At 67.7% G+C, this 19,728-nt stretch carries 18 protein-coding genes; 6 read left to right on the top strand and 12 right to left on the bottom strand.

Going from position 1 to position 19,728, the window contains the following annotated elements:
* Positions 1-226: 226 nt before the first annotated feature.
* Complete coding sequence (locus tag GC150_04350; GenBank protein MBI1384122.1) at positions 227-1,279, top strand: CoA ester lyase; 1,053 nt, start codon at positions 227-229, stop codon at positions 1,277-1,279.
* Here the strand turns inward: GC150_04350 and GC150_04345 are convergent.
* Complete coding sequence (locus tag GC150_04345) at positions 1,267-2,592, bottom strand: MFS transporter (GenBank protein ID MBI1384121.1); 1,326 nt, start codon at positions 2,590-2,592, stop codon at positions 1,267-1,269. The genes GC150_04350 and GC150_04345 overlap by 13 nt on opposite strands.
* A gap of 151 nt (positions 2,593-2,743) precedes the next feature.
* On the opposite strand from GC150_04345, the gene hspQ reads away from it, so the two are divergent.
* On the top strand, positions 2,744-3,076 hold the full coding sequence (hspQ, locus tag GC150_04340; GenBank protein ID MBI1384120.1) for a heat shock protein HspQ: 333 nt from the start codon (positions 2,744-2,746) through the stop codon (positions 3,074-3,076).
* Between the two features lie 193 nt (positions 3,077-3,269).
* Here the strand turns inward: hspQ and GC150_04335 are convergent, their stop codons facing one another.
* Positions 3,270-3,962, bottom strand: a complete 693-nt coding sequence (locus GC150_04335; protein MBI1384119.1) for an invasion protein — start codon at positions 3,960-3,962, stop codon at positions 3,270-3,272.
* Positions 3,963-4,374: 412 nt separating this feature from the next.
* Between GC150_04335 and GC150_04330 the strand changes: the two genes are divergently transcribed.
* Entirely contained in the window at positions 4,375-6,222 is a 1,848-nt protein-coding gene (locus tag GC150_04330) for an ABC transporter substrate-binding protein (protein ID MBI1384118.1), read from the top strand.
* Positions 6,223-6,561: 339 nt separating this feature from the next.
* Here the strand turns inward: GC150_04330 and GC150_04325 are convergent, their stop codons facing one another.
* Positions 6,562-7,266 (bottom strand): alpha/beta fold hydrolase, encoded by a 705-nt coding sequence (locus GC150_04325; protein ID MBI1384117.1) that lies wholly within the window; start codon positions 7,264-7,266, stop codon positions 6,562-6,564.
* A gap of 424 nt (positions 7,267-7,690) precedes the next feature.
* Here GC150_04325 and GC150_04320 point away from each other — a divergent pair, with 424 nt between their 5' ends.
* Together GC150_04320 and GC150_04315 are read left to right on the top strand one after the other, a co-directional pair.
* Complete coding sequence (locus GC150_04320; GenBank protein ID MBI1384116.1) at positions 7,691-9,283, top strand: DEAD/DEAH box helicase; 1,593 nt, start codon at positions 7,691-7,693, stop codon at positions 9,281-9,283.
* 45 nt (positions 9,284-9,328) lie between these two features.
* On the top strand, positions 9,329-9,655 hold the full coding sequence (locus GC150_04315) for a hypothetical protein (protein MBI1384115.1): 327 nt from the start codon (positions 9,329-9,331) through the stop codon (positions 9,653-9,655).
* Positions 9,656-9,712: 57 nt separating this feature from the next.
* On the opposite strand, the gene GC150_04310 is transcribed toward GC150_04315, so the two are convergent.
* The 3 genes from GC150_04310 to GC150_04300 all read right to left on the bottom strand — a co-directional run bounded on the left by GC150_04310 (position 9,713) and on the right by GC150_04300 (position 13,058).
* On the bottom strand, positions 9,713-11,014 hold the full coding sequence (locus tag GC150_04310; protein MBI1384114.1) for an adenylosuccinate lyase: 1,302 nt from the start codon (positions 11,012-11,014) through the stop codon (positions 9,713-9,715).
* Positions 11,015-11,154: 140 nt separating this feature from the next.
* Positions 11,155-12,012, bottom strand: coding sequence for a DUF2259 domain-containing protein (locus tag GC150_04305; protein ID MBI1384113.1), 858 nt, complete (start codon positions 12,010-12,012; stop codon positions 11,155-11,157).
* On the bottom strand, positions 12,012-13,058 hold the full coding sequence (locus GC150_04300) for a peptidase T4 (protein MBI1384112.1): 1,047 nt from the start codon (positions 13,056-13,058) through the stop codon (positions 12,012-12,014). Before GC150_04300 ends, GC150_04305 begins: the two co-directional genes overlap by 1 nt.
* Positions 13,059-13,266: 208 nt before the next feature.
* Between GC150_04300 and GC150_04295 the strand changes: the two genes are divergently transcribed.
* Positions 13,267-13,470: a hypothetical protein gene (locus GC150_04295; protein ID MBI1384111.1), complete on the top strand. Its 204-nt coding sequence runs from the start codon at positions 13,267-13,269 to the stop codon at positions 13,468-13,470.
* 125 nt (positions 13,471-13,595) lie between these two features.
* Here the strand turns inward: GC150_04295 and GC150_04290 are convergent, their stop codons facing one another.
* The 6 genes from GC150_04290 to GC150_04265 form a co-directional block, all read right to left on the bottom strand.
* Positions 13,596-14,696 carry an ABC transporter substrate-binding protein gene (locus tag GC150_04290; GenBank protein ID MBI1384110.1) on the bottom strand — a complete coding sequence of 367 codons (1,101 nt, stop codon included), beginning with the start codon at positions 14,694-14,696 and terminating at the stop codon, positions 13,596-13,598.
* A 299-nt stretch (positions 14,697-14,995) separates the two neighbouring features.
* Entirely contained in the window at positions 14,996-15,238 is a 243-nt protein-coding gene (locus GC150_04285; protein MBI1384109.1) for a DUF1127 domain-containing protein, read from the bottom strand.
* Between the two features lie 167 nt (positions 15,239-15,405).
* On the bottom strand, positions 15,406-16,686 hold the full coding sequence (locus tag GC150_04280) for a patatin-like phospholipase family protein (GenBank protein ID MBI1384108.1): 1,281 nt from the start codon (positions 16,684-16,686) through the stop codon (positions 15,406-15,408).
* Entirely contained in the window at positions 16,475-17,563 is a 1,089-nt protein-coding gene (locus tag GC150_04275) for an alkaline phosphatase family protein (protein ID MBI1384107.1), read from the bottom strand. Before GC150_04275 ends, GC150_04280 begins: the two co-directional genes overlap by 212 nt.
* A gap of 67 nt (positions 17,564-17,630) precedes the next feature.
* Positions 17,631-18,476, bottom strand: coding sequence for an ion transporter (locus tag GC150_04270; GenBank protein ID MBI1384106.1), 846 nt, complete (start codon positions 18,474-18,476; stop codon positions 17,631-17,633).
* A 214-nt stretch (positions 18,477-18,690) separates the two neighbouring features.
* The gene (locus tag GC150_04265) at positions 18,691-19,641 is read right to left on the bottom strand and encodes a metallophosphoesterase (protein ID MBI1384105.1); all 951 of its coding nucleotides are present in this window, start codon (positions 19,639-19,641) and stop codon (positions 18,691-18,693) included.
* Between the last annotated feature and the right edge of the window lie 87 nt (positions 19,642-19,728).

The following is a 19,728-nucleotide window of genomic DNA, read 5'->3' as shown; positions in this document are numbered from 1 at the left end:
GACTGATGGGCATCGATGTGCAGCGGGTTGGAACCGGAACGGCGCGGCCCCGCAGCAATCTCCAACGGGTGAGGCGAGACCACTCGCGATATCGGTCCGGCGGGACGACCCGGGGGCGGTCGCGAGACGATTGCCGCCGCCCGGGCGGCCCGTTATGCTGCAATGCAGCATGCACGGTGGCCGCGGTCGGCCAGCTTCGGGGCATGCCCGCCGAGGAGACCCCAACATGACCGCAAGCCGCACGCCGCGCGCCTTCTTCAAGCCACTCGCCATCGGGGCGCCCGAGCCGTTCCGGGCGCCGCCCATCCGCCTCGAGCGGATGATCCACTTCGTGCCGCCGCACATCGAAAAGATCACCGCCAAGGTCGGCGAACTCGCTCGCAATGTCGATGTCGTGCTCGGCAACCTGGAGGACGCGATCGCAGCCGGCGACAAGGACGCGGCGCGGCGCGGTTTCATCCGGATGGCGGAGTCGACCGATTTTGCCGGGGCCGGGCTCTGGACCCGCATCAACTGCCTCAACAGTCCCTGGGCCCTCGACGACATCCTCGAGATCGTGCCGGCGGTTGGTCACAAGCTCGACGTCATCATGCTGCCCAAGGTCGAAGGACCGTGGGACATCCACTATCTCGACCAGCTCCTCGCGCAGCTCGAGGCGCGGCACGCCATCGCCCGTCCGATCATGATCCACGCGATCCTCGAGACGGCAGAGGGCGTCGCCAATGTCGAGGCGATCGCGGCGGCCAGCCCGCGCATGCACGGCATGAGCCTCGGGCCGGCGGATCTCGCGGCCTCACGGGGCATGAAAACGACACGGGTCGGCGGCGGGCATCCGGCCTATGGCGTGCTCGGCGACGCGGGGGCGAGCGATTCGGCGCGCAGCTTCGCGCAACAGGACCTGTGGCATTACACTGTCGGGCGCATGGTGGACGCCTGCCTGACGCACGGCCTCAAGCCGTTCTACGGGCCTTTCGGCGACTTCTCGGACCCCGCCGCCTGCGAGGCACAATTCCGCAACGCTTTCCTGCAGGGCTGCCTCGGGGCCTGGTCGCTGCATCCGAGCCAGATCGAGATCGCCAAGCGCGTCTTCAGCCCCGATCCGGGTGAGGTGCGCTTTGCCAGCCGCATTCTCGAGGCCATGCCGGACGGCACCGGCGCGGTCATGATCGACGGCAAGATGCAGGACGACGCCACCTGGAAGCAGGCCAAGGTCATCGTCGATCTCGCCCGCCAGGTGGTGGCACGCGATCCCGCGAGAGCAGCCGACTACGGGCTCTGAGCCGGGGCGGGTGCGGCAACCTCCAACGCGGCGCTCCGACGCATCAGCCGAACGACCGCGAAGGGCACGACGAGCGATGCGGCGATCGTGTAGGTCGCCATTGCCACGAACTGTGCTTCCAGCGCGATGCCTTGGTCCAGCAGCACCCCGAGCAGGCCGGGCGAGAGCGCGGACGCGAGCACGAGGATCGCCGCCACCGTCGCCTTGATCGCCCCGAGGTGGCGGATGCCGTAGAGTTCGGCCCAGAGCGCCGAGTGCACCGGGGCCGCGATCCCCGCCGTGATCCCGAGGAAGGCGAAGGCGAGACCAGCCACGGCGAGGCTCTCGCTGGTGGCGAGAAGAACCAGTGCCAGGCCGAGCGGCAGGAGATACCCACGCAGCAGCGCGAGACTGCCGAAGCGGTCGATCAGCACGCCCGCGACCAACGAGGCACACACCGAGACCGCCGCGTAACCCGGGTAGAATGCCGCGAGCTCGAGCATCCGCCAGCCCTTGGTGTCTGCCAGGTGCGCCTGATGGAAGAAAAGGCCGGTGACGATGAACGAGGGGGCCATCGCGAGCATCATGAGCAGCAGGAAGACGGAATCGCGCAAGACGGCACGCCGCGTCCAGTATGGCGTCCCGTGGTGGTCCGGCGGAGCGCCGCGCAGAACGCGGTGATCGCTCGTCACCTCGCCTGCACCACGGGGTGCCGCGGGCTCGCCGTTGACCGCAGCTGGGGCCTCCGGTGGCAGGCGCTTCGGGCGCAGCAGCAGTGCGACCGTTGGAAGGCTGACGAACAGCAACACACCGGCGGCCGCAAGCCAGGCGGCCCGCCAACCGTAGGCCTCGATGACAACCCCGGCCGCCAGCGGCAGCACCATCTCGCCAGCCGAGAATCCGAGGACGACGAGCGCAAGGGCACGGCCCCGATAGCCCGAGAAAAACCTGGCAACGGCCGTCAGCGCGGCGTGGGAAAGCATACCCTGACCGAAGAACCGCAGCCCCAGAATCGCGAGCAGCAGGGTGATCAGGGAATTCGAGCCCGCCATCAGAAGGCACGCGACGGCGAGCCCCAGGATGGTGGCGGCGGTCAGCAGACGCGGGGCCAACGTGTCGGCAAGCTGGCCGAAGCGCATGAGGAGCAGAGCGCTCGTCGCCGTCGCAACGAGGTAGACGAGCCCGAACTCGCCGTGGCCAAGGCCGTGGCTCGCCCGGATCTCCGCGCCAAAGTACGAGATGAAGAAGGTCTGCCCGAAGCTCGTCGAAAAGGTCGAGAGCATCGCGGCGGCGATCAGCCAACCACCGTCGAAGCGTCTCTCGCGCGCGCTCATCGGCGCGTGGCCCTCACTGCCCAGCCGCCATCTCGCACGATGTGCAGGGGGGGCGCGCCAGAGGCATCGATCCGGCACTGGCACGTTGACAAATCCACGCGCAACTTCCTCAATCCAAAGCGATCACGACCCGCGGAGCGGATGGCGCCAGATGACCACATCACGACAGGCCAAGTTCCAAATCGGACAAGTGGTCCGGCATCGCTTCTTTCCCTTCCGCGGCATCATCTACGATGTCGACCCCACCTTCGCGAACACCGAGGAATGGTGGCAGTCGATCCCGGAAGAGATCAGACCGTCGAAGGACCAGCCCTTCTACCATCTGCTCGCCGAAAACGCGGAGACCGAGTACATCGCCTACGTCTCGGAGCAGAACCTGTTGCCCGACGAAACCGGTGCGCCGGTGCGTCATCCCCAGGTGTCGGAGTTCTTCGTGCGTGACGAAGACGGAGCGTATCACCCCCGGCTCGTCGAAATGCATTGAGGTACGGATGGCCCCGAGGCGCGGCGACCGCCCGAGCTGTCGGGACCGGACGGTGGCAGACCCGGACGGATGACCTGGGCCCCATACGCAATTCGGGGCGGCGCCCTCGTGGAGCGTCACCCCGAATGAAATCAACGAATTCACAATGGCGCCGTGGAACCCATCGGCCCCCGGCGAGCCACGGTCTCCAGCACTACTGCGTCGAGCCGCCCGTCTGACCGGTCTGGCCCTGCTGACCCTGCTGACCGGCAGCCTCCTGCTGGCGCTGACGGGCGAGAGCGATCTGGCGCTCACGGATCTTGAGCATCAGCTCACGCCGCGCCTCCGCGTACTTCTGGCTGTCGACCGGGGCACCATCATAGGCGGCGGTGAAGCCATTCAGCGGGACGGGCAAGGGAACGATCGTGCCGGCGGCATTGCGCGCCGCGACGATCATCTGCTTGCCCTTCTTGAGCTGGGCGATGACCTCGGGCGTCGCCTCGACCTCGGCCGTGCAGCCCCCGCCGTGGCAGATGGTGAACGGCAGCACGAGTTGCTTCTCCTCCTGGTCGACCTGCACGCGAACACCAGCGGGAAGCGCCATGCCCAGCGGCACCATGACCATGAAGCGTTCCTTTTCCTCACCCTCGATCCGGCGGATGGCCGCGGAAACGATCACGAGGCCCGAGTTGCCGTCGAGCCGCTCGTGGTGGGTGATGCAGATTTCCTTCTGCTCGCCGTTCTGGGTGGGCGCCTTCTCGCAGATCTTGACCCACGCGCTCTGATTGGCCGCGGCATTCGCGGCCGGCTGCTGCGTCTGCTGCGCGAGCGCCACCGAACTCGGCAGCACCAGCGCACATGCGATGGCAACTGCACGCATGGCCTGCCGCACGCCCATGACTTCCATGATCCTGACCCCCTGCGCTCGGTCCTCAGACCCTTAGAACCACCGGCATCCGGCCACTTCCGCAGCACCCTTGCCGCGGGGCGGAGGCCATCATGTTCGCGTTGGCTCCGCCCGGCCCCGCTCGGCCTGCCGCGTGAAACGCCCCAATTGAGGCATTCACGTGGCCCAGCCCCGGCACAACCGCGCCGCCTGGGGCTTATCGACACGGTTGTTGTGGTGACCGTGTCCTACCAGCAACGCCGAACCCAACGTCGTCAGCAAAGGCACCAAGCATGCTTTCGCGGAGGCCGCAAGGCCGGGCGCTGCGTCGGTGTGGACAGCCGAATCGACCGCCGTCCGCCGTCCGCCTTGTGCCACACGCATTTGCCGGGCACGCTCGCGCGGACGACGACGACAGCGATTGGAGAATGGCATGAGGGCACGCGGTGCCAGAGCTTGGACCGGTGGGCAGGCCTTCGGCGGCACTCGCGGCCTCAGGCGAGCGATTGTCGCCACCCTGCTCGCGATCACCGCACCGTTCGCTGGCGATGGGGCGCTCGCGGGAGAGCGGATGCACGCCATCGCGATGCATGGCGGCCCGCGCCACGGCCCCGATTTCACGCACTTTTCCTACGTCGACCCGCAGGCACCCAAGGGCGGCATGCTCACACTCGGGGTGCTCGGCTCGTTCGACAGTCTCAACCCGCACATCCTCAAGGGCGATGCTGCGATCGGGATCCGGGGATACGTCTATGAAAGCCTGCTCGAGCGCGCGCTCGACGAGCCGTTCACGCTCTATGCCCATCTTGCCGAGAGCGTCGAGGTGCCGGACGACCGCTCCAGCATCACCTTCCACATGGATCCTGCGGCGCGGTTCTCCGACGGCGAGCCGGTCACGGTCGAGGACGTGATCTTCAGCCACGCGTTGTTGCGCGACAAGGGTCGGCACAATCACCGCACCTATTATCGCAAGGTCTCGAAGGTCGAGCGCGTCGGAGAGCGCGGCGTGCGCTTCTCGTTCGATGCCGACGGCGACCGCGAGATGGCGCTCATCATGGGGCTGATGCCGATCCTGCCGAAGCATGCGACCGATCCCGCGACGTTCGAGCAGACCAGCCTCACGATCCCCGTCGGCAGCGGCCCCTACCTCGTCGACGGCATCGTAACCGGCGACCGCATCGACTACCGGCGCGATCCCGACTACTGGGCCAAGGATCGGCCCAGCCAGCGTGGGCGGCACAATTTCGAGCGCATCCGCTACGACTACTACCGGGACACCAACGCGATGCTCGAGGCCTTCAAGAAGGGGCTCATCGACGTGCGCGGCGAAGGCGATCCGGGGCAGTGGGCGGAAGCCTACACGGGACCCGCCTTCGACGACGGGCGCATCGTCAAACGCGCCTTTCCGATCGGGCTGCCGGCGGGCATGAACGCCATCGTCTTCAACACGCGCAGGAAGCCACTCGACGATATCCGCGTGCGCAAGGCCCTGACGCTGCTCTTCGACTTCGAGTGGCTCAACAAGAACCTCTATCACGGCCTCTATGCCCGCACGCAGAGCTACTTCGAGCGCTCCGACCTCAGCGCCCACGGCCGGCCGGCCGACGCCCGCGAGCGCGCGTGGCTGGCGCCGTTCGTGGGCGAGATCGATGCGGACGTGCTGGAAGGGCGACACAATCTTCCGGCGACCGACGGCAGCGGACGCAACCGGGACAACCAGCGGATGGCACTCGCCCTCCTCGCCGAGGCCGGCTACCGAATCGAGGGCGGAAAGCTGGTGGGAGCCGACGGGCGCCAGCTCACCTTCGAGATCCTGGCGGTCACCAAGGAGCAGGAGCGGCTCTTTCTCGCCCTCGCGCGCGGCCTCGGCCCGCTCGGCATCGAGTTGCAGATCCGCCAGGTCGACTCGGCGATCTTCCAGCAGCGCAAGAAGACCTACTACTACGACATGATCCAGAACGCCTGGGGCGCCTCGCTCTCACCCGGCAACGAGCAGCTCTATCGCTGGTCGAGCGAAAGCGCGGCGAGCGAGGCCACCTTCAACTTCGCGGGCGTCAAGAGCCCTGCGGTCGATGCCATGATCGCCCAACTCCTTGCCGCGCACGATCGTGAGGCGTTCGTCAGTGCGGCGCGGGCGCTGGACCGGGCACTCATCTCGGGCAACTACGTGCTGCCGCTCTTTCACCTGCAGGAACAGTGGGTGGCGCACGCCGCGCGCCTCGAGGCACCACGGACGACATCCCTTTGGGGCTACCAGATCGATACGTGGTGGCAGAAGTAGGCGTCCGGCCGACGGCGGTTGGAGGCGCAAGCCATGGCGCGCAGGAGGTTGCAGGCGCGCGCGATTGGCGTCATGCAACAGGCAAGGCGCGGTCGCCAGGCCGCCCCGCGAGGGAGGCACGACCGGCAATGCTCAAGCTCTTCATGCTCTTTGGTGCCGCGCTCGCGATCATTCAGCTCATCAAGCCGCTCGGTCTGCCGGGGCTGAAGCGGCGCCAGGATGCCTGGAAGCTGCCGCTGCTGGCAGCCGGATTGGGGCTGCTGACGGTTTTCGTCACCGCCTCGACCTGAGCGGGGCCTCGACCTCAGCGGGGCCACGGTGCCCGGGTCCGCGAAGGGCTCAGGCGACAAGCCAGTCCCCGAGCAGCGCACCGACCTCGCGCGGACATTCGAGGGTCGAAAGGTGGCCGCAGCCGGCTACGACCGCGAGCCGGGCGCCGGGGATGGCCGCAGCCATCTCCTCGGCCAGGCGCGGCGGTGTCAAAGCGTCGGCATCCCCGACGACGACGAGGGTCGGGCAGGCGATGGACGCAAGATTCGGGCGCTGCTCCGGCCGGTGCATCACCATCCGCTGCTGACGCTTGAAGGCCGCAATGCCTGTTGCCTCCGCCATCTCCGCCACGACGGCACGCAGGCGCGTATCGCCGTGGCGGTCGGGGTGGACGAGGTGCGGCCAATAGTGTTCGACGAGGCCTGCAATTCCGACCCGGTCGGCGAGCTCGAGATCGGCGGCACGATCGGCGATGCGATCCGGCCGTTCGGCGCGGGCGCTGGTATCGAGGAGAGCGAGGCGCGCGACGCGCGAGGGGGCCCGGCGGATGATCTCGAGGGCGATGAAGCCACCGAGGGAGAGGCCGGCGAGCGAGAACCGCTCGGGTGCTGCCGCAAGGATCGCCTCGGCCGTCGCCTCGATCGTATCGTGGCGCGTGTGATCGGCGATGTGGACCTTCCCCGTAGTTTCGGAGAGTGCCTCCAAGGCGCTGATCTGCGGGCGAAAGAGTTCGACCGTGCAGAGCCGGCCGGGCACCAGAACGAGCGGCAGCATGGCGAGGCCCTCCGGTCGAAACGCCGCGTGGCGGGCGCAGGAGCGGCGCGAGCCGCCCGCGCCAGCGTCCCCAGGCCATCCTGACAAAGTGTGACGGCCCGGCGCAAGCGGCACGAAAGCTTGACTTCTGCGGTCGAACCGGCTCTTGCTCGCACGCCCCGGGGCGAGCAACGAGCGAAAGCCGGCGGCTCGTGGATCGATGGCCGCCCGCTCGGCCGAACGGCGAGGCGGGCAGCTGACGATGGCGCGACAGGCCGCCGGTCAGTGCCTGGACCTGACCTGCGACTTTTGGCATGGAACCCGTGCCATCGGGCAGCAAGACGAGGAAACCCGTCATGGGGACGGTGTTTCGTAGGGGTGGGGCCTTGCAGCGCCCCACGAAACCAGCGCCGCGAGCGGCAGCCGAACCGAGCCAAAGAGTTACATGACGTTTTCCGAACTGGGCCTCAGCGCCAAGGTTCTCAAGGCCGTCGAGGCCGCGGGCTACACGACACCGACACCAATCCAGGCGCAGGCCATTCCCGTCGCCGTGACGGGGCGGGACGTGCTCGGCATCGCACAGACGGGGACTGGCAAGACCGCGTCCTTCGTGCTGCCGATGCTGACCCGCCTCGAGCGGGGGCGGGCACGGGCACGGATGCCACGCTCGCTCATACTGGCGCCGACGCGCGAACTCGCCGCCCAGGTGGCCGAGCATTTCGAAGGTTACGGGGCCGACCACAAGCTGACCGTCGCCCTCCTGATCGGCGGCGTCTCGTTCGATGAGCAGTTCCGCAAGCTCGATCGCGGCGCGGACGTGCTGATCGCGACGCCGGGGCGCATGCTCGACCATTTCTCGCGCGGCAAAATCCTCCTCAACGGGGTCGAGATACTCGTCATCGACGAGGCGGACCGCATGCTCGACATGGGCTTCATTCCGGACATCGAGCGGATCTGTTCGCTGCTGCCGCCGCGTCGCCAGACACTCTTTTTCTCCGCCACCATGCCGGCCGAGATCCAGCGGCTCGTCGCGCGCTTCCTCGATGATCCGGTGCGCATCGAGGTGGCCCGCCAGAGCACGACGGCGGCGACCATCACGCAGCGTTTCCTTTTTGCTTCGAGCGACGACCGCGAGAAGCGCGCGGCCTTGCGCGAACTCATCGCGAGCCAGTCGATCAAGAACGCCATCGTCTTCGCCAACCGCAAGCGCGACGTCGCGGTTCTGCTCAAGTCCCTGTTGAAGCATGGCTTCAACGCCGGTGGTCTGCACGGCGACATGGACCAGTTCCAGCGCACGGCGACGCTCGATGCGTTCCGCAAGGGCGAGATCACGCTGCTGGCGGCGAGCGATGTCGCAGCGCGCGGCCTCGACATTCCGGAAGTCAGTCACGTCTTCAACTATGACGTGCCCGTGCATGCGGAGGATTACGTCCACCGGATCGGGCGCACGGGACGCGCCGGACGGGAGGGTTTTGCCGCGACGCTCGTGACACTCGACGACCTAAAGGTGTTCCGCGAGATCGAAAAGAACCTCGGTGGTGATCTCGTCTGGATCGGCGAGGGGCTGCCGGAGGACGCCGAGCGCGAGGCGAAAGCGCGCAAGCGCGGGCGCGGGCGGGGTGAACCGGGACGGGAGCGCACGGGTGAGCGCGAGCGCGGCCGCGAGAGGTCGGGACGCTCGGGGGACGGCCGGCGCGAGCGGGGCGGCGAGCGCGAACCACGAGGCGTGCCGCAAGAGGCCGCAAGCGAAGCGCAAACCACCGCCGCAGCGGTCGATACGAGCGACGAGGCGCGGCCCGAGGCGCGCGCACCGATCAAGACGGAGGCCGGCGAGGCCAGCGGCGGGCGCCGCCGCGAGGCTGAACGGCAAGGTGAACGGCAGGGCGAGCGGCGGGAGAACCGCGGCAGCGAACGCCGGGGGCCGCGCGAGCGCGGCAGCGAGAGACCGCGCAGGCAGAATGCGCGCGAGGAGCAACCGGACGCCGCCGGCGATCATCTGCCGGCATTCCTGCTGCGACCGGTGCCGACAAGAAGCTGACCCCCATCGATCGTCGTTGGGGGGTACGATCGGGGGGAATGAAAGATGCTCGGACGGCTCGTACTGATCCTACTGCAAATCGCCGGTGGCTGGTTCGCAAGCCAGGCTCTGATCAAATACATTCCCGTCAGCGGCGACCTGCGGCTCGGCGCGCTCGTCATCATCGCGGCCATCGTGGTCTGGCTGATCGGTATCATCGGCGCCGAGGTTCTGAAGGATGTCGGCCGTCCGTCCGGCACGACACTCGCGACCGCGCTCGTGGTGGCGGCGCTCGCAGCCGCCCTCAAATTCGTTCCGGGGCTCAAGATCCCGTTCGCGATCGACTGGCTGCCGGTGATCGGCGCGGTGATCGGCTATCAACTGCGCCGCTGACCAGGACGCGGAGACCGGTGCGCACGGGGCGGATCGTCTGGTCGCCCCCGGCGCTTTTCAGCCGAAGACGCGGCGGAAAATCGTGTCGACGTGCTTCAGGTGATGGGCGATGTCGAACTGGGCGCGGATGACCTCCTCGCCCAGCGCCGCGCGCACCTCCCCGTCGGCGAGCAGTTCGGCAAGAAAATCCTTGCCCTCCTCCCACACCTTCATGGCGTTGCGCTGCACGAGACGGTAGGCATCCTCACGGCTGACACCGGCCTGGGTAAGGGCGAGGAGAATGCGCTGGGAATGCACGAGGCCGCCGAGGCGGTCGAGGTTCGCCAGCATGCGCTCGGGATAGACGACAAGCTTCTCGATGACGCCGGCGAGACGATGCAGGGCGAAGTCGAGCGTCACCGTCGCGTCCGGACCGATCATCCGCTCGACGGACGAATGGGAGATGTCGCGCTCGTGCCAGAGGGCGACGTTCTCCATGGCGGGCAGGGCATAGGCCCGCACCATGCGCGCGAGCCCTGTCAAATTCTCCGTCAGAACCGGATTGCGCTTGTGGGGCATGGCGGACGAGCCCTTCTGACCCGGCGCGAAATATTCCTCCGCCTCCAGCACCTCGGTGCGCTGGAGGTGCCGAACCTCTATGGCGAGGCGCTCTATCGAGGAGGCCACGACGGCGAGCGTAGCGAAATACATCGCATGGCGGTCACGCGGGATGACCTGGGTCGAGATCGGCTCGGGAACGAGCCCCATGCGCGCGGCGACATATTCCTCCACGCTCGGATCGATGTGCGCGAAGGTGCCGACCGCGCCCGAGATGGCGCAGGTTGCCACGTCCTTGCGGGCCGCCAGGAGGCGCTCTCTCGCCCGCTGGAACTCGGCATGCGCGAGCGCCATCTTGAGGCCGAAGGTGACCGGCTCGGCATGAATGCCGTGGCTGCGTCCGATCGTGACCGTCAGCTTGTGGGTGTGAGCCTGACGCTCGAGGGCCGCGAGCAGGCGATCGAGACCGGCAACGAGGAGGTCCGTCGCGCGCACGAGCTGCACGTTGAAGCAAGTGTCGAGGACATCGGAGGAGGTCATGCCCTGATGAACGAAGCGCGCCTCGGGCCCGACGATCTCTGCAAGGTGCGTCAGGAAGGCGATGACGTCGTGCTTGGTCTCGCGCTCGATCTCGTCGATGCGTGCGACGTCGAAGGTGGCCTTGCCACCGCGCTCCCAGACCGCATCGGCGGCAGCGCGCGGCACCACGCCGAGTTCGGCCATGCGCGTGGTCGCGTGTGCCTCGATCTCGAACCAGATGCGGAACCTCGTCTCTGGCGACCAGATGGCGACCATCTCGGGGCGCGAATAGCGTGGGATCATCGGGGCATGGCTCCGCTCGTGCTGGTGACCGCGTGCATGGGCGCTGGCGTAACACCCTGAGCCCGAAGCTTCAACGCAGTGGCGTGCCGGCGCACACAGCCGCGGCCGCGCCGCGGACCACCGCGCGTTGCAGCCTCTCCTCAGCGGCCCGTCGTGGTCCAGGCCGGGATGGCGATGAAGCGCCGATCCGGTCCCTCGAAGCCATACGAAAAGACGTTGACGAGGAGGACGAGCAGGATCTGGTCGGCCCCCGGCTCGTAGGCGATGACGTCCGAGATGGAATAGCCGGTCGGGCAGGCGCGGCTCTTGGGAATGCGCTTGTCCCGGTGCAAGGTGACCGGCTCGCCGTCACCGATGCGCATGCGCGCCGCGAGGCCGACGACGCCGGTGTACTGCTCGCACGCCGCGTCGGCGAGATCGAAGGCACGGATCTCGAAGTTGATGCGTTCATCGCTCGGCGGGACGATGACGCGCGGCACGACGGTCACGCTCATCGGATCGGAGCTGACCTCCGTCACGGGATTGCTGGCGAGGAGCGTGCCCTTGCGACCAGGCTGGATGGCGGCCCGGCGAAGGGCCTCGCCTGCCTTGGCCATCGCCTCGGCGCGCGCGGTGGCGAGAGCTGCTTTTTCATCCTCGATGCGCACGCGAATTGGCGTGCCCTCGACCCAGGCGTTGCGACGCGTGTCGACGACGTAGATCGTACTGTACGGCCAGCCGCTGCCGTCCTGGATGCCGAACTCCTCGAAGGCGAACATGCCGCCGTCGCTCGAAAAGCCGATCACCTCCCGCTCGGCGACGTCGCCGGCCCATGCCGCAGGGGTCATCGACGACACCCAGGCGAGTGAGAGTGCCAACCCGCAAGCCAGGATGATCGATCCGAACCGCGCCAAGCCGAGCCGCGCCACCTTCATCACCTGCATCCGATACGTCCCCGCTTCCAAACCTCGAGCCATCCTGCCAATTCGCTTCGCCTGTGAAAAGCGTTCAAGTCGCATCACCCCTCCGCAAGACGCCGATAGGCGGGGTGACCGGCCGGCGCGCCTTCGGGATCGGCCCGGTAGACGCCGATCGCGATCGCGCGGGCAACGGCAATGGCGCAGATGTGGCCGAGCAGGGTGAGGTCCGCGGGCGCCTCGTGCGTGCCACCGGAGAGCGCGAAAACGACATCGCCGTCGAGTGGCGTGTGGACCGGGACGATCGCCCGAGCCATGCCGGTTTGCGCCATCACAGCGAGGCGCCGCAGTTCGCGTCTCCCGAGGCGGACGTTCGTGGCGACGACCACGAGGGTGGTGTTCCGGATGGCGCCCCCCTTCAAGGGAGGCGGGTCGGCGAGGGCCTTCGCGCAGGCCTCGGCGGACGCCGCGCCGCGCCCCCCGAATTCATCTCCACGCTCGAAAGGAGCCGCCCAGAAATGACGGGTGGCGGGAACCAGGACGCAGCCGACCGGATTCGTAACGGCAAGGGCGGCGACGACCTGCCCATCGGGCAACCGCATGGAAGCACTGCCGAGACCGCCGCGCACGCGCGCCGTCGTCGCCCCGGTTCCCGCGCCGACGCTGCCGAGCGCGAATTCGGCCGTGGCGGCGGCGAGGGCCTCGCCACCCAACCGCTCGTAGGTTGCCGGTGCCAATGCGTCGGCCGGCAGCGGGCGGTCCACGGCAAATGGCGGCGCGCCGGCCGCGACGAGATCGAACAGGATGGCGGCCGGCACGATGGGCACGCGGTGGCCGGCGACCTCGAATCCGATCCCCTCCGCCTGGAGACGGGCCTGGACGCCGCTCGCCGCTGCAAGACCGAAGGCAGAGCCGCCCGAGAGCGCAATGGCGTGGACGTGTTCGACGGTGCCATCGGGCCCGAGGGCGTCGGTCTCTCGGGTCCCGGGGCCACCGCCTCTGACATCGACCGCGGCGGCCATCGGGCGTGCCAGACGGATCACCGTGGTTCCAGTGCGCAGGCCCCGCGCCGTGGCATGCCCGACCGTGATGCCCTCGACATCGCTCAAGAGATCGCGCTCACCGGTCGCGAACACGTGTGGTTCCATGTTACGCTCACCTTCCTGGCGCTCGCTCGCCGGACAAGGTCGGATGGACAGCCCGACGGGCACGCCGAGGTCTGCCGACGCACGGTGGCACGTGGGCCGGACGACGATGCGACCTTGCCGCTCGCAGGCTAGCCAAGTCGACTGCGCGATAACATGAAAAATGCGCGCGACGTGGCCGAAGCAAGCCGACCAAACGGGAGTTCAGACCATGGATCTGAAGGAGTTGGAAGCCGAAATTGCAAACCTTCTCAATGACATGGATACCCCGCCGGAAGACGCGCGCGAAATCTATGCGCGTCTGCATCAAAAGCTCAACGAGCTGCGGGCGACGGGCCAGCCTCTGCCGCGTGATCTGCTCGATCTGGAAGAGGCGCTGATGGCGGCGTTCTGTGAGGAATCGCAGGGCCGGTGAGGCGTGCGCCTTGCCCGGCGGAGCACCTTGGCGGGCAGGGGGCAAAAAAAGGGGCCCGCCGGACGGCGAGCCCCTCGATCGATCGTCGTGTCGTTCCGGCCGCGGTCACGCAGCCTCGCAAGTCCTCAGTTGGCGTAGTCGTAGGTGCCCTTCGACCAGCGATACCAGACATAGCCGGGCAGCTTGACGTCGCCCTTGTCGTCGAACGAGAGATCGCCGAGCACCGTGTTGAACGTGCCGGTGTTGAGCGCGTTCTGCACGGCAGCGGAGTCCAGCGAACCGGCGGCGTTCACGGCCTGGGCCCATGCCTGGATAGCGCCGTACGTGTAGAGGACGTAGCCCTCGGGATCGACGCCACCAGCCTTGAACTTGGCGACGACGGGAGCGGCGACGGGGTTCTTGCGCGGATCCGGCGAGAAGGTCATGAGCGTGCCCTCACCCGCATCGCCGGTGATGGCCCAGTACTCCTGCGTCACGAGCGCGTCGCCAGAGATGAGCTGTGCCTTCATGCCCTGGTCGCGCATCTGGCGCAGGATGAGGCCTGCTTCGGTGTGGTAGCCGCCGACGTAGACGACGTCGATGTTCGAGGCGGCAAGCTTGGAGACCAGCGCGCGATAGTCCTTCTCACCAGCCGTATAGGCTTCGTAGAGGGTCTCGTTCTTACCGGCAGCCCGCATCGCGGCCATGGTCTCGTCGGCGAGACCCTTACCGTAAGCGGTCTTGTCGTGGATGATGGCGACGTTGGCGCTGCCATACTGGCTGGCGAGATAGGCGCCCGCCACCTGGCCCTGCTGGTCGTCACGGCCGCAGACGCGGTAGACGTTCGGGCCACCCTCATCGGTGAACTTCGGGTTCGTCGAGGCGGGCGAAATCTGGATGATTCCCTCTTCCTCGTAGACCTTCGAAGCCGGGATCGACGAGCCGGAGCAGAAGTGGCCCGCGACGAAGGCCACGCCCGCGCCAGCGAACTGGTTGGCGACGGCGACAGCCTGCTTGGGATCGCATGCATCGTCACCGACCTGCAGGACGAGCTGCTTGCCGAGCACACCACCAGCGGCGTTGATGTCGGCGACGGCCATTTCGGCACCCGCCTTCATCTGCGCGCCGAAGCTGGCGTACTGACCGGTCATGGGGCCGGCGGTGGCAATCGTAATGGTATCGGCATGCGCCGCCGTAGCGGCCAGACCAAACACGGCCGCCGCAGCAGCCGAGAACAACGTCTTCATGGGGGCTGATCCTCCAGATGTGACCCGTTGCATCCACGCCCAGCCTCATTGAGGGCCGGTTGCGCGAATGAGGATCGGTTAGCACAGAAACCGGTGCGGAAAACAGCCTTGACTGTGGCGCGATCAGCAATCTTTGCAGGCGGCGGCCGGCATCAGTTGTTCGCGAAAACACGGGTGCGGGAACCCCACGCGCGCCCGACCGTCAGCGCGGGACACCCCGAAACGCAAAAACGGCAACCGGGGGTGCCGGTTGCCGTCGATGGCCCGATGGCCAAAGGCGCAATGCTTCGGATGCTCGATCAGAAGCCGGTGCCGCAATGCATCTCGATACGCGCGCGCACGCGGTCGAGTTCGTCGCTGACCGGCAGATCCGCGCGATTGACGCCGATGTCGGCGAGCTGGCGATCGCTCAGACGCGAAAGCTCGCTGCGGGTGCGGTGAGCGGCGAGGGCGGCAAAGAAGCTGTCGAAGATGTGGAAGCCAACGCCCTTCTCGGCGGGGCTGGCGAGGTAACGACCGTTGGTCGTGCTGAGGATGCTCATGAAGGTGCTCCCATTGTCCGATATCGGCAAATTGGATGATTCCGGCGCCTGTGTTCAGGTCGCCGCTGCCGAGAGAGATCGTTCTTTTTGCATCGCAGCACCAGCCTGATCTCTGCATGTGAGACATGCAGGCAAGGCATGTCCGCCCAGGCTCCGCCACGATTGTATCAACGAACCGTCAATCGTTGTATTGCAACACCTTTCCCCCTCCACCGGTCGGCCGCCTGTTGGTCGATCCAAGCCCCGGCAGCGTCCCTTCCGGCAACGAACAAAGAGCGCACAACGGTGCGATCCGGGCGCAGCTTCGAGCTCGCGGCAAGGCTTTTTGTGTGCGCCGCACCATCGATCAGGTGGAGCCGGTGGCGGCGCAGGCGCGCGGCCCCGGTCAGGTAGCTCGCGAAAAGCCCGAGCCGGTGCGCCTCGGCCAAGCGATCGAGGTCGTCGAGGAGTGGGCGGTTGAAGGTGAGGCGGGCGACCTCGCCGACGATCTCCTCGGCAGTGCGCGGCGGGTTCTCCCGCTCGAGGGGGGCGAGCAGCACCAGCACCGTGTCGGCATGCGGGCTCTCGCGCGCCAAACTCGAGAGGTCGGGATTGGCCGAATAGCCACCGTCCCAATAATGGCGGCCGTCGATCTCCACCGCCTGGAAGAGATGTGGCAGGCAGGTCGAGGCCAAAACCACATCGACCGTGATCTCGGAGCGTCGGAAGAGGCGGGCGCGACCGGTGGCGACGTCGGTCGCGGAGATGACCAATTCCACCGGGCTTTCCCGCCGCAGACGGGCGAAGTCGATGCAGCTCTCCAGCACACCGCGCAGCGGATTGATGTTCATCGGATTGAGGCTGTACGGCGAGAGGGCACCGGAAAGGTGGCGCATCGAGGCGGCGGCGACGCGCTCCAGAGCGATGCCGGCGGCGGTGCGGGCAAGTTCCTCGGGAAGACCGGGCGGTCCGGCGGCGACGATCGCCTGCCAGAGTGCCGAGAGCCGCGCGCGGGCCTCGTTCCGCCCGCCCGCGGCCAAGCCATCGGCGAGTGCGACCGCATTGACGGCGCCCGCGCTCGCGCCGCTCACCCAGCCAATCGGCAAATCCTCTTCTTCGAGGAGGCGGTCGAGAACGCCCCAGGTGAAGGCGCCGTGACTGCCGCCGCCCTGGAGTGCGAGATTGAACACCGGCGGCGTGCCGACCGGCCGACGGCGCAAGCTCACGCCAGCCCCCGCAGCGATGGCTCGGACCCGATCAAAAGCCAATCTCCATCGGTTCACGGGCGGGCGAACCATCCGCGAGATGGAGCCCAACGCGGGCGATCCGGCGCGCCCAATCGATCTCGAGGAGACCGAAGTTCTCGACCTCGACGGAGGTGCCGAGCTTTTCGGGACCGGCGGCATCCTCGTTGGGATAGGGGCGCGAAATCGGGCTCGAGGTGACCTCGACGATGCGGCGACGGCCATCGGCTGCGGGACGCTCGTAGAAGGAGCCGTTGTGGCGGTCGCCGCTCAGAACGAGGAGTGGCCCGGTTCCCATCCGATCGACGAGCTCGAGGAGACGCCGACGTTCATCCGGCAAATTGCCCCAGCGCTCCCAGCCGTGCCCCTCAGCCAGCACCTGGATGCCGGAGACGAGCACCTTGAGATCGGCAGGACGGGCCAGTTCGCGCTCGAGCCAGGCCCACTGGGCGGCGCCGAGCATGTCCTGACCGGGGGCGTCCTGCTCGACATAGCGTCCGACGATTGCGGAGCCTTCGGGCTTTCGCTTCAGGGGAGAGCGGAACGAACGCACGTCCAGCAGGATGACGTGGAGGCGGCTGCCCTCGGTGCCGAGCATGTGCGCGGAATAGATTCCCTCGCCCTCCGGCGGCAGGCCCGGCATCCGCCAGAACGCGCGGAACAGACGTTCGGTCTCGAGGCGGAGTTCGTATTCCGCGCCACCGTCGTTGCGGCCGTAATCGTGATCGTCCCAGGTGGCGAGCACCGGCACGCCGGTCAGGACCGGATTGAAATCCGGATGCGCGGCGGCCGCCCGATAGGCGTCCTCGAGTTCACGCGTGGTGCCGCTACGGGTGTCGCCGTAGACGTTGTCGCCCATCATCACCAGGAGATCGGGGGCCCTGGCGCGCACCGATTGCCAGATCGGGGCCGGCGCGGACTGCACGAAGCAAGAGGCGAATGCGACACGCGTGATCGGGTCCACGGGCAGGGCGGGGCGATCGGCGCCGGTCTCGGCGAGGGCCGGCAACGCGGCTGCGAACAGAACCACGCCGAAGACGCGTGCCTTGCGCCAGAGGTGCCACACGTTCCCGACACAGCGCCGAAGGGTCATGCCCCACATGCAACGCTCCTCGATGCCTCGCGCCCAATCGGCGCAGGTCGACACTTCGACGCTGGTTCCACGTTGCTCAGCCGTCGCCGGGGGCGCGCTCGCGTTCCACGGCCGCCTTGATCGCGGCAACCTCCGCCCGCAGGCTCTTGACCTCTCGAACTAGCACATGGATCTCGTCGATCGTGTGTCGCTCGGCCTCGTGCACCTCCTCGCGCACCTCGGTCTGCTCGGTCTGCATGGCATCGACGATGATACCGATGAAGAGGTTCAGCACCGCGAAGCTGGTGATCAGGATGAAAGGCACGAAGAAGGCCCAGGCCCAGGGGTAGCGCTCCATGACCGGCCTCGCGACACCGTCGGACCAGCCCTCCAGCGTCATCACCTGGAAGAGTGTGTAGGCGGATGCTCCGAGCGTGCCGAAAAGCTCCTCGAACGCGCTGCCGAACATCTTCGTGGCCATGACAGCGAAGACATAGAAGATCAGTATCAGCAGCACGATCACCGTCGACATGCTCGGGATCGCCGCGAACAGCCCCTCGACCACGCGGCGCATCCGTGGAAATGCCGAGACGAGGCGAAGCGCCCGCAGGATCCGCAGGGCGCGCAGGACCGAGAGGTCGCCGGATGCCGGCAGGACCGCGACAGCGACGACCAAGGTGTCGAAGATCGTCCAGGGATCACGCAGCAGCCGGGGCCCGTGGGCGAACCATCGCGCTGCCAGTTCGGCGACGAAGACAATGAGAACGGCGGTATCGATCACCGAGAGGAGCGTGCCGAAACGCGCGACCATGGTCGCCGAGGTCTCGAGCCCCAACGTGATGGCGTTGATCACGATGAGGCCGATGATCAGGTTCTCGAACCAGGTCGCGGAAACGATCGAGCGCAGCTTCGCGCGCCATTGCGCGACAGCCTCGGGCCGCATCTCCATCCGTGAGAGCATCGACATCGATTCCCCCCTTCGCGAGTTCCGACCCGCAGGATGGCGCGCGTCCACCGATCCCCCATGATGCGTCCATCCGCCTCGATCATCCGGCCGACGCGCCCCGTGATTGCCCGACCAAGCGGGTCCGCACAAGAGCCACGCACAGCGACCGGTGGATGATCAACCGCGCCCTTGGTGACGACCCGCGACCCACTCAGCCGAAATCCAACACCTCTCGTGAGCGCAACGACCCGTCGTGCTCGACCAGCCCATAGGCCGTCGCGGTGATCCGAGCGCCGCGCCCGCCGCCGCGCGATCCAGCTATTTCGATAAGGTGGTAACCGGCAAGTCCGAGTGGCGAGCCGTGGCGCGCCGAGGCCGATGGCGCCCCGAGCACCGGTATGGGGCCAGCGGGGCCGACGACCCGATTGCGCATCCAACGGTGGTTGTGGCCGTGCAGCACCAGTTCGGCGCCACGCGTCGCCAGGATGGCCTCCAGCCGGTCCGAGTCCCACAAGCCGCAACGGCGTGGCGCGAGCCCCGGCAGCGGCGGGTGGTGGATCAGCACGACTCGCGCGAGGCCGGCCTCGCCGGCTTCGGCGAGCAGGCGATCGAGGCGGCCGCACTGCTCTTGTCCGAGGCTGCCAGCGGCATAGAAGGGCGGCGTCGGCACTGCCGATGAAAGGCCGATCAGCAGGACATCGCCGAGGCGGCGGGTGAAGGGAAAGGCGCTCTGACGGTGAGCCTCGCGTTCCCTCGGCGCTGGCCCGGCGGGCCGTTCGGCGAGGACAGCGCGCGCCTCCTCGCCCATCCAGGTCGCCCAGCGCTCGAAGCCTTCGCCCCACGGACGGCTGACGATGGCGTCGTGGTTGCCGGGAATGACGCTGAGGGCGACCTGGTCGGCGAGTGCGCCGAGCCAGTCGGCCGCCCGGGTGAACTCGGCCGGTAGCGAGAAGTTGACGAGGTCGCCGGTGATGACGAAATGATCCGGGCGGCTTGCGAGGGCGTGCTCGACGACGCGGTCGAGCGTTGCGCGGTCGTGCACCCGGTGGCGACGATAGCGCCAGTTGGCGATGCCGAGCGCCTGCTTGAAGCGCAACCCGGCAAGGTCGGGCGCAGGCACGGGAGCGAGGTGGACGTCGCTCAAGTGGCAGAGCGTAACCATGATCGCCTCCCAGGGCGCGGACGTGGTCGTCGAGGCCCGCAGGCTCGTGCTATCGGCAGATCGGGTGGCGGCCGTTCCGCCAACCAG

The sequence above is a fragment of the Hyphomicrobiales bacterium genome (genome assembly GCA_016125495.1).
Taxonomy (GTDB): domain Bacteria; phylum Pseudomonadota; class Alphaproteobacteria; order Rhizobiales; family RI-29; genus RI-29.
This window is presented reverse-complemented; position numbering and strand designations above follow the sequence as displayed.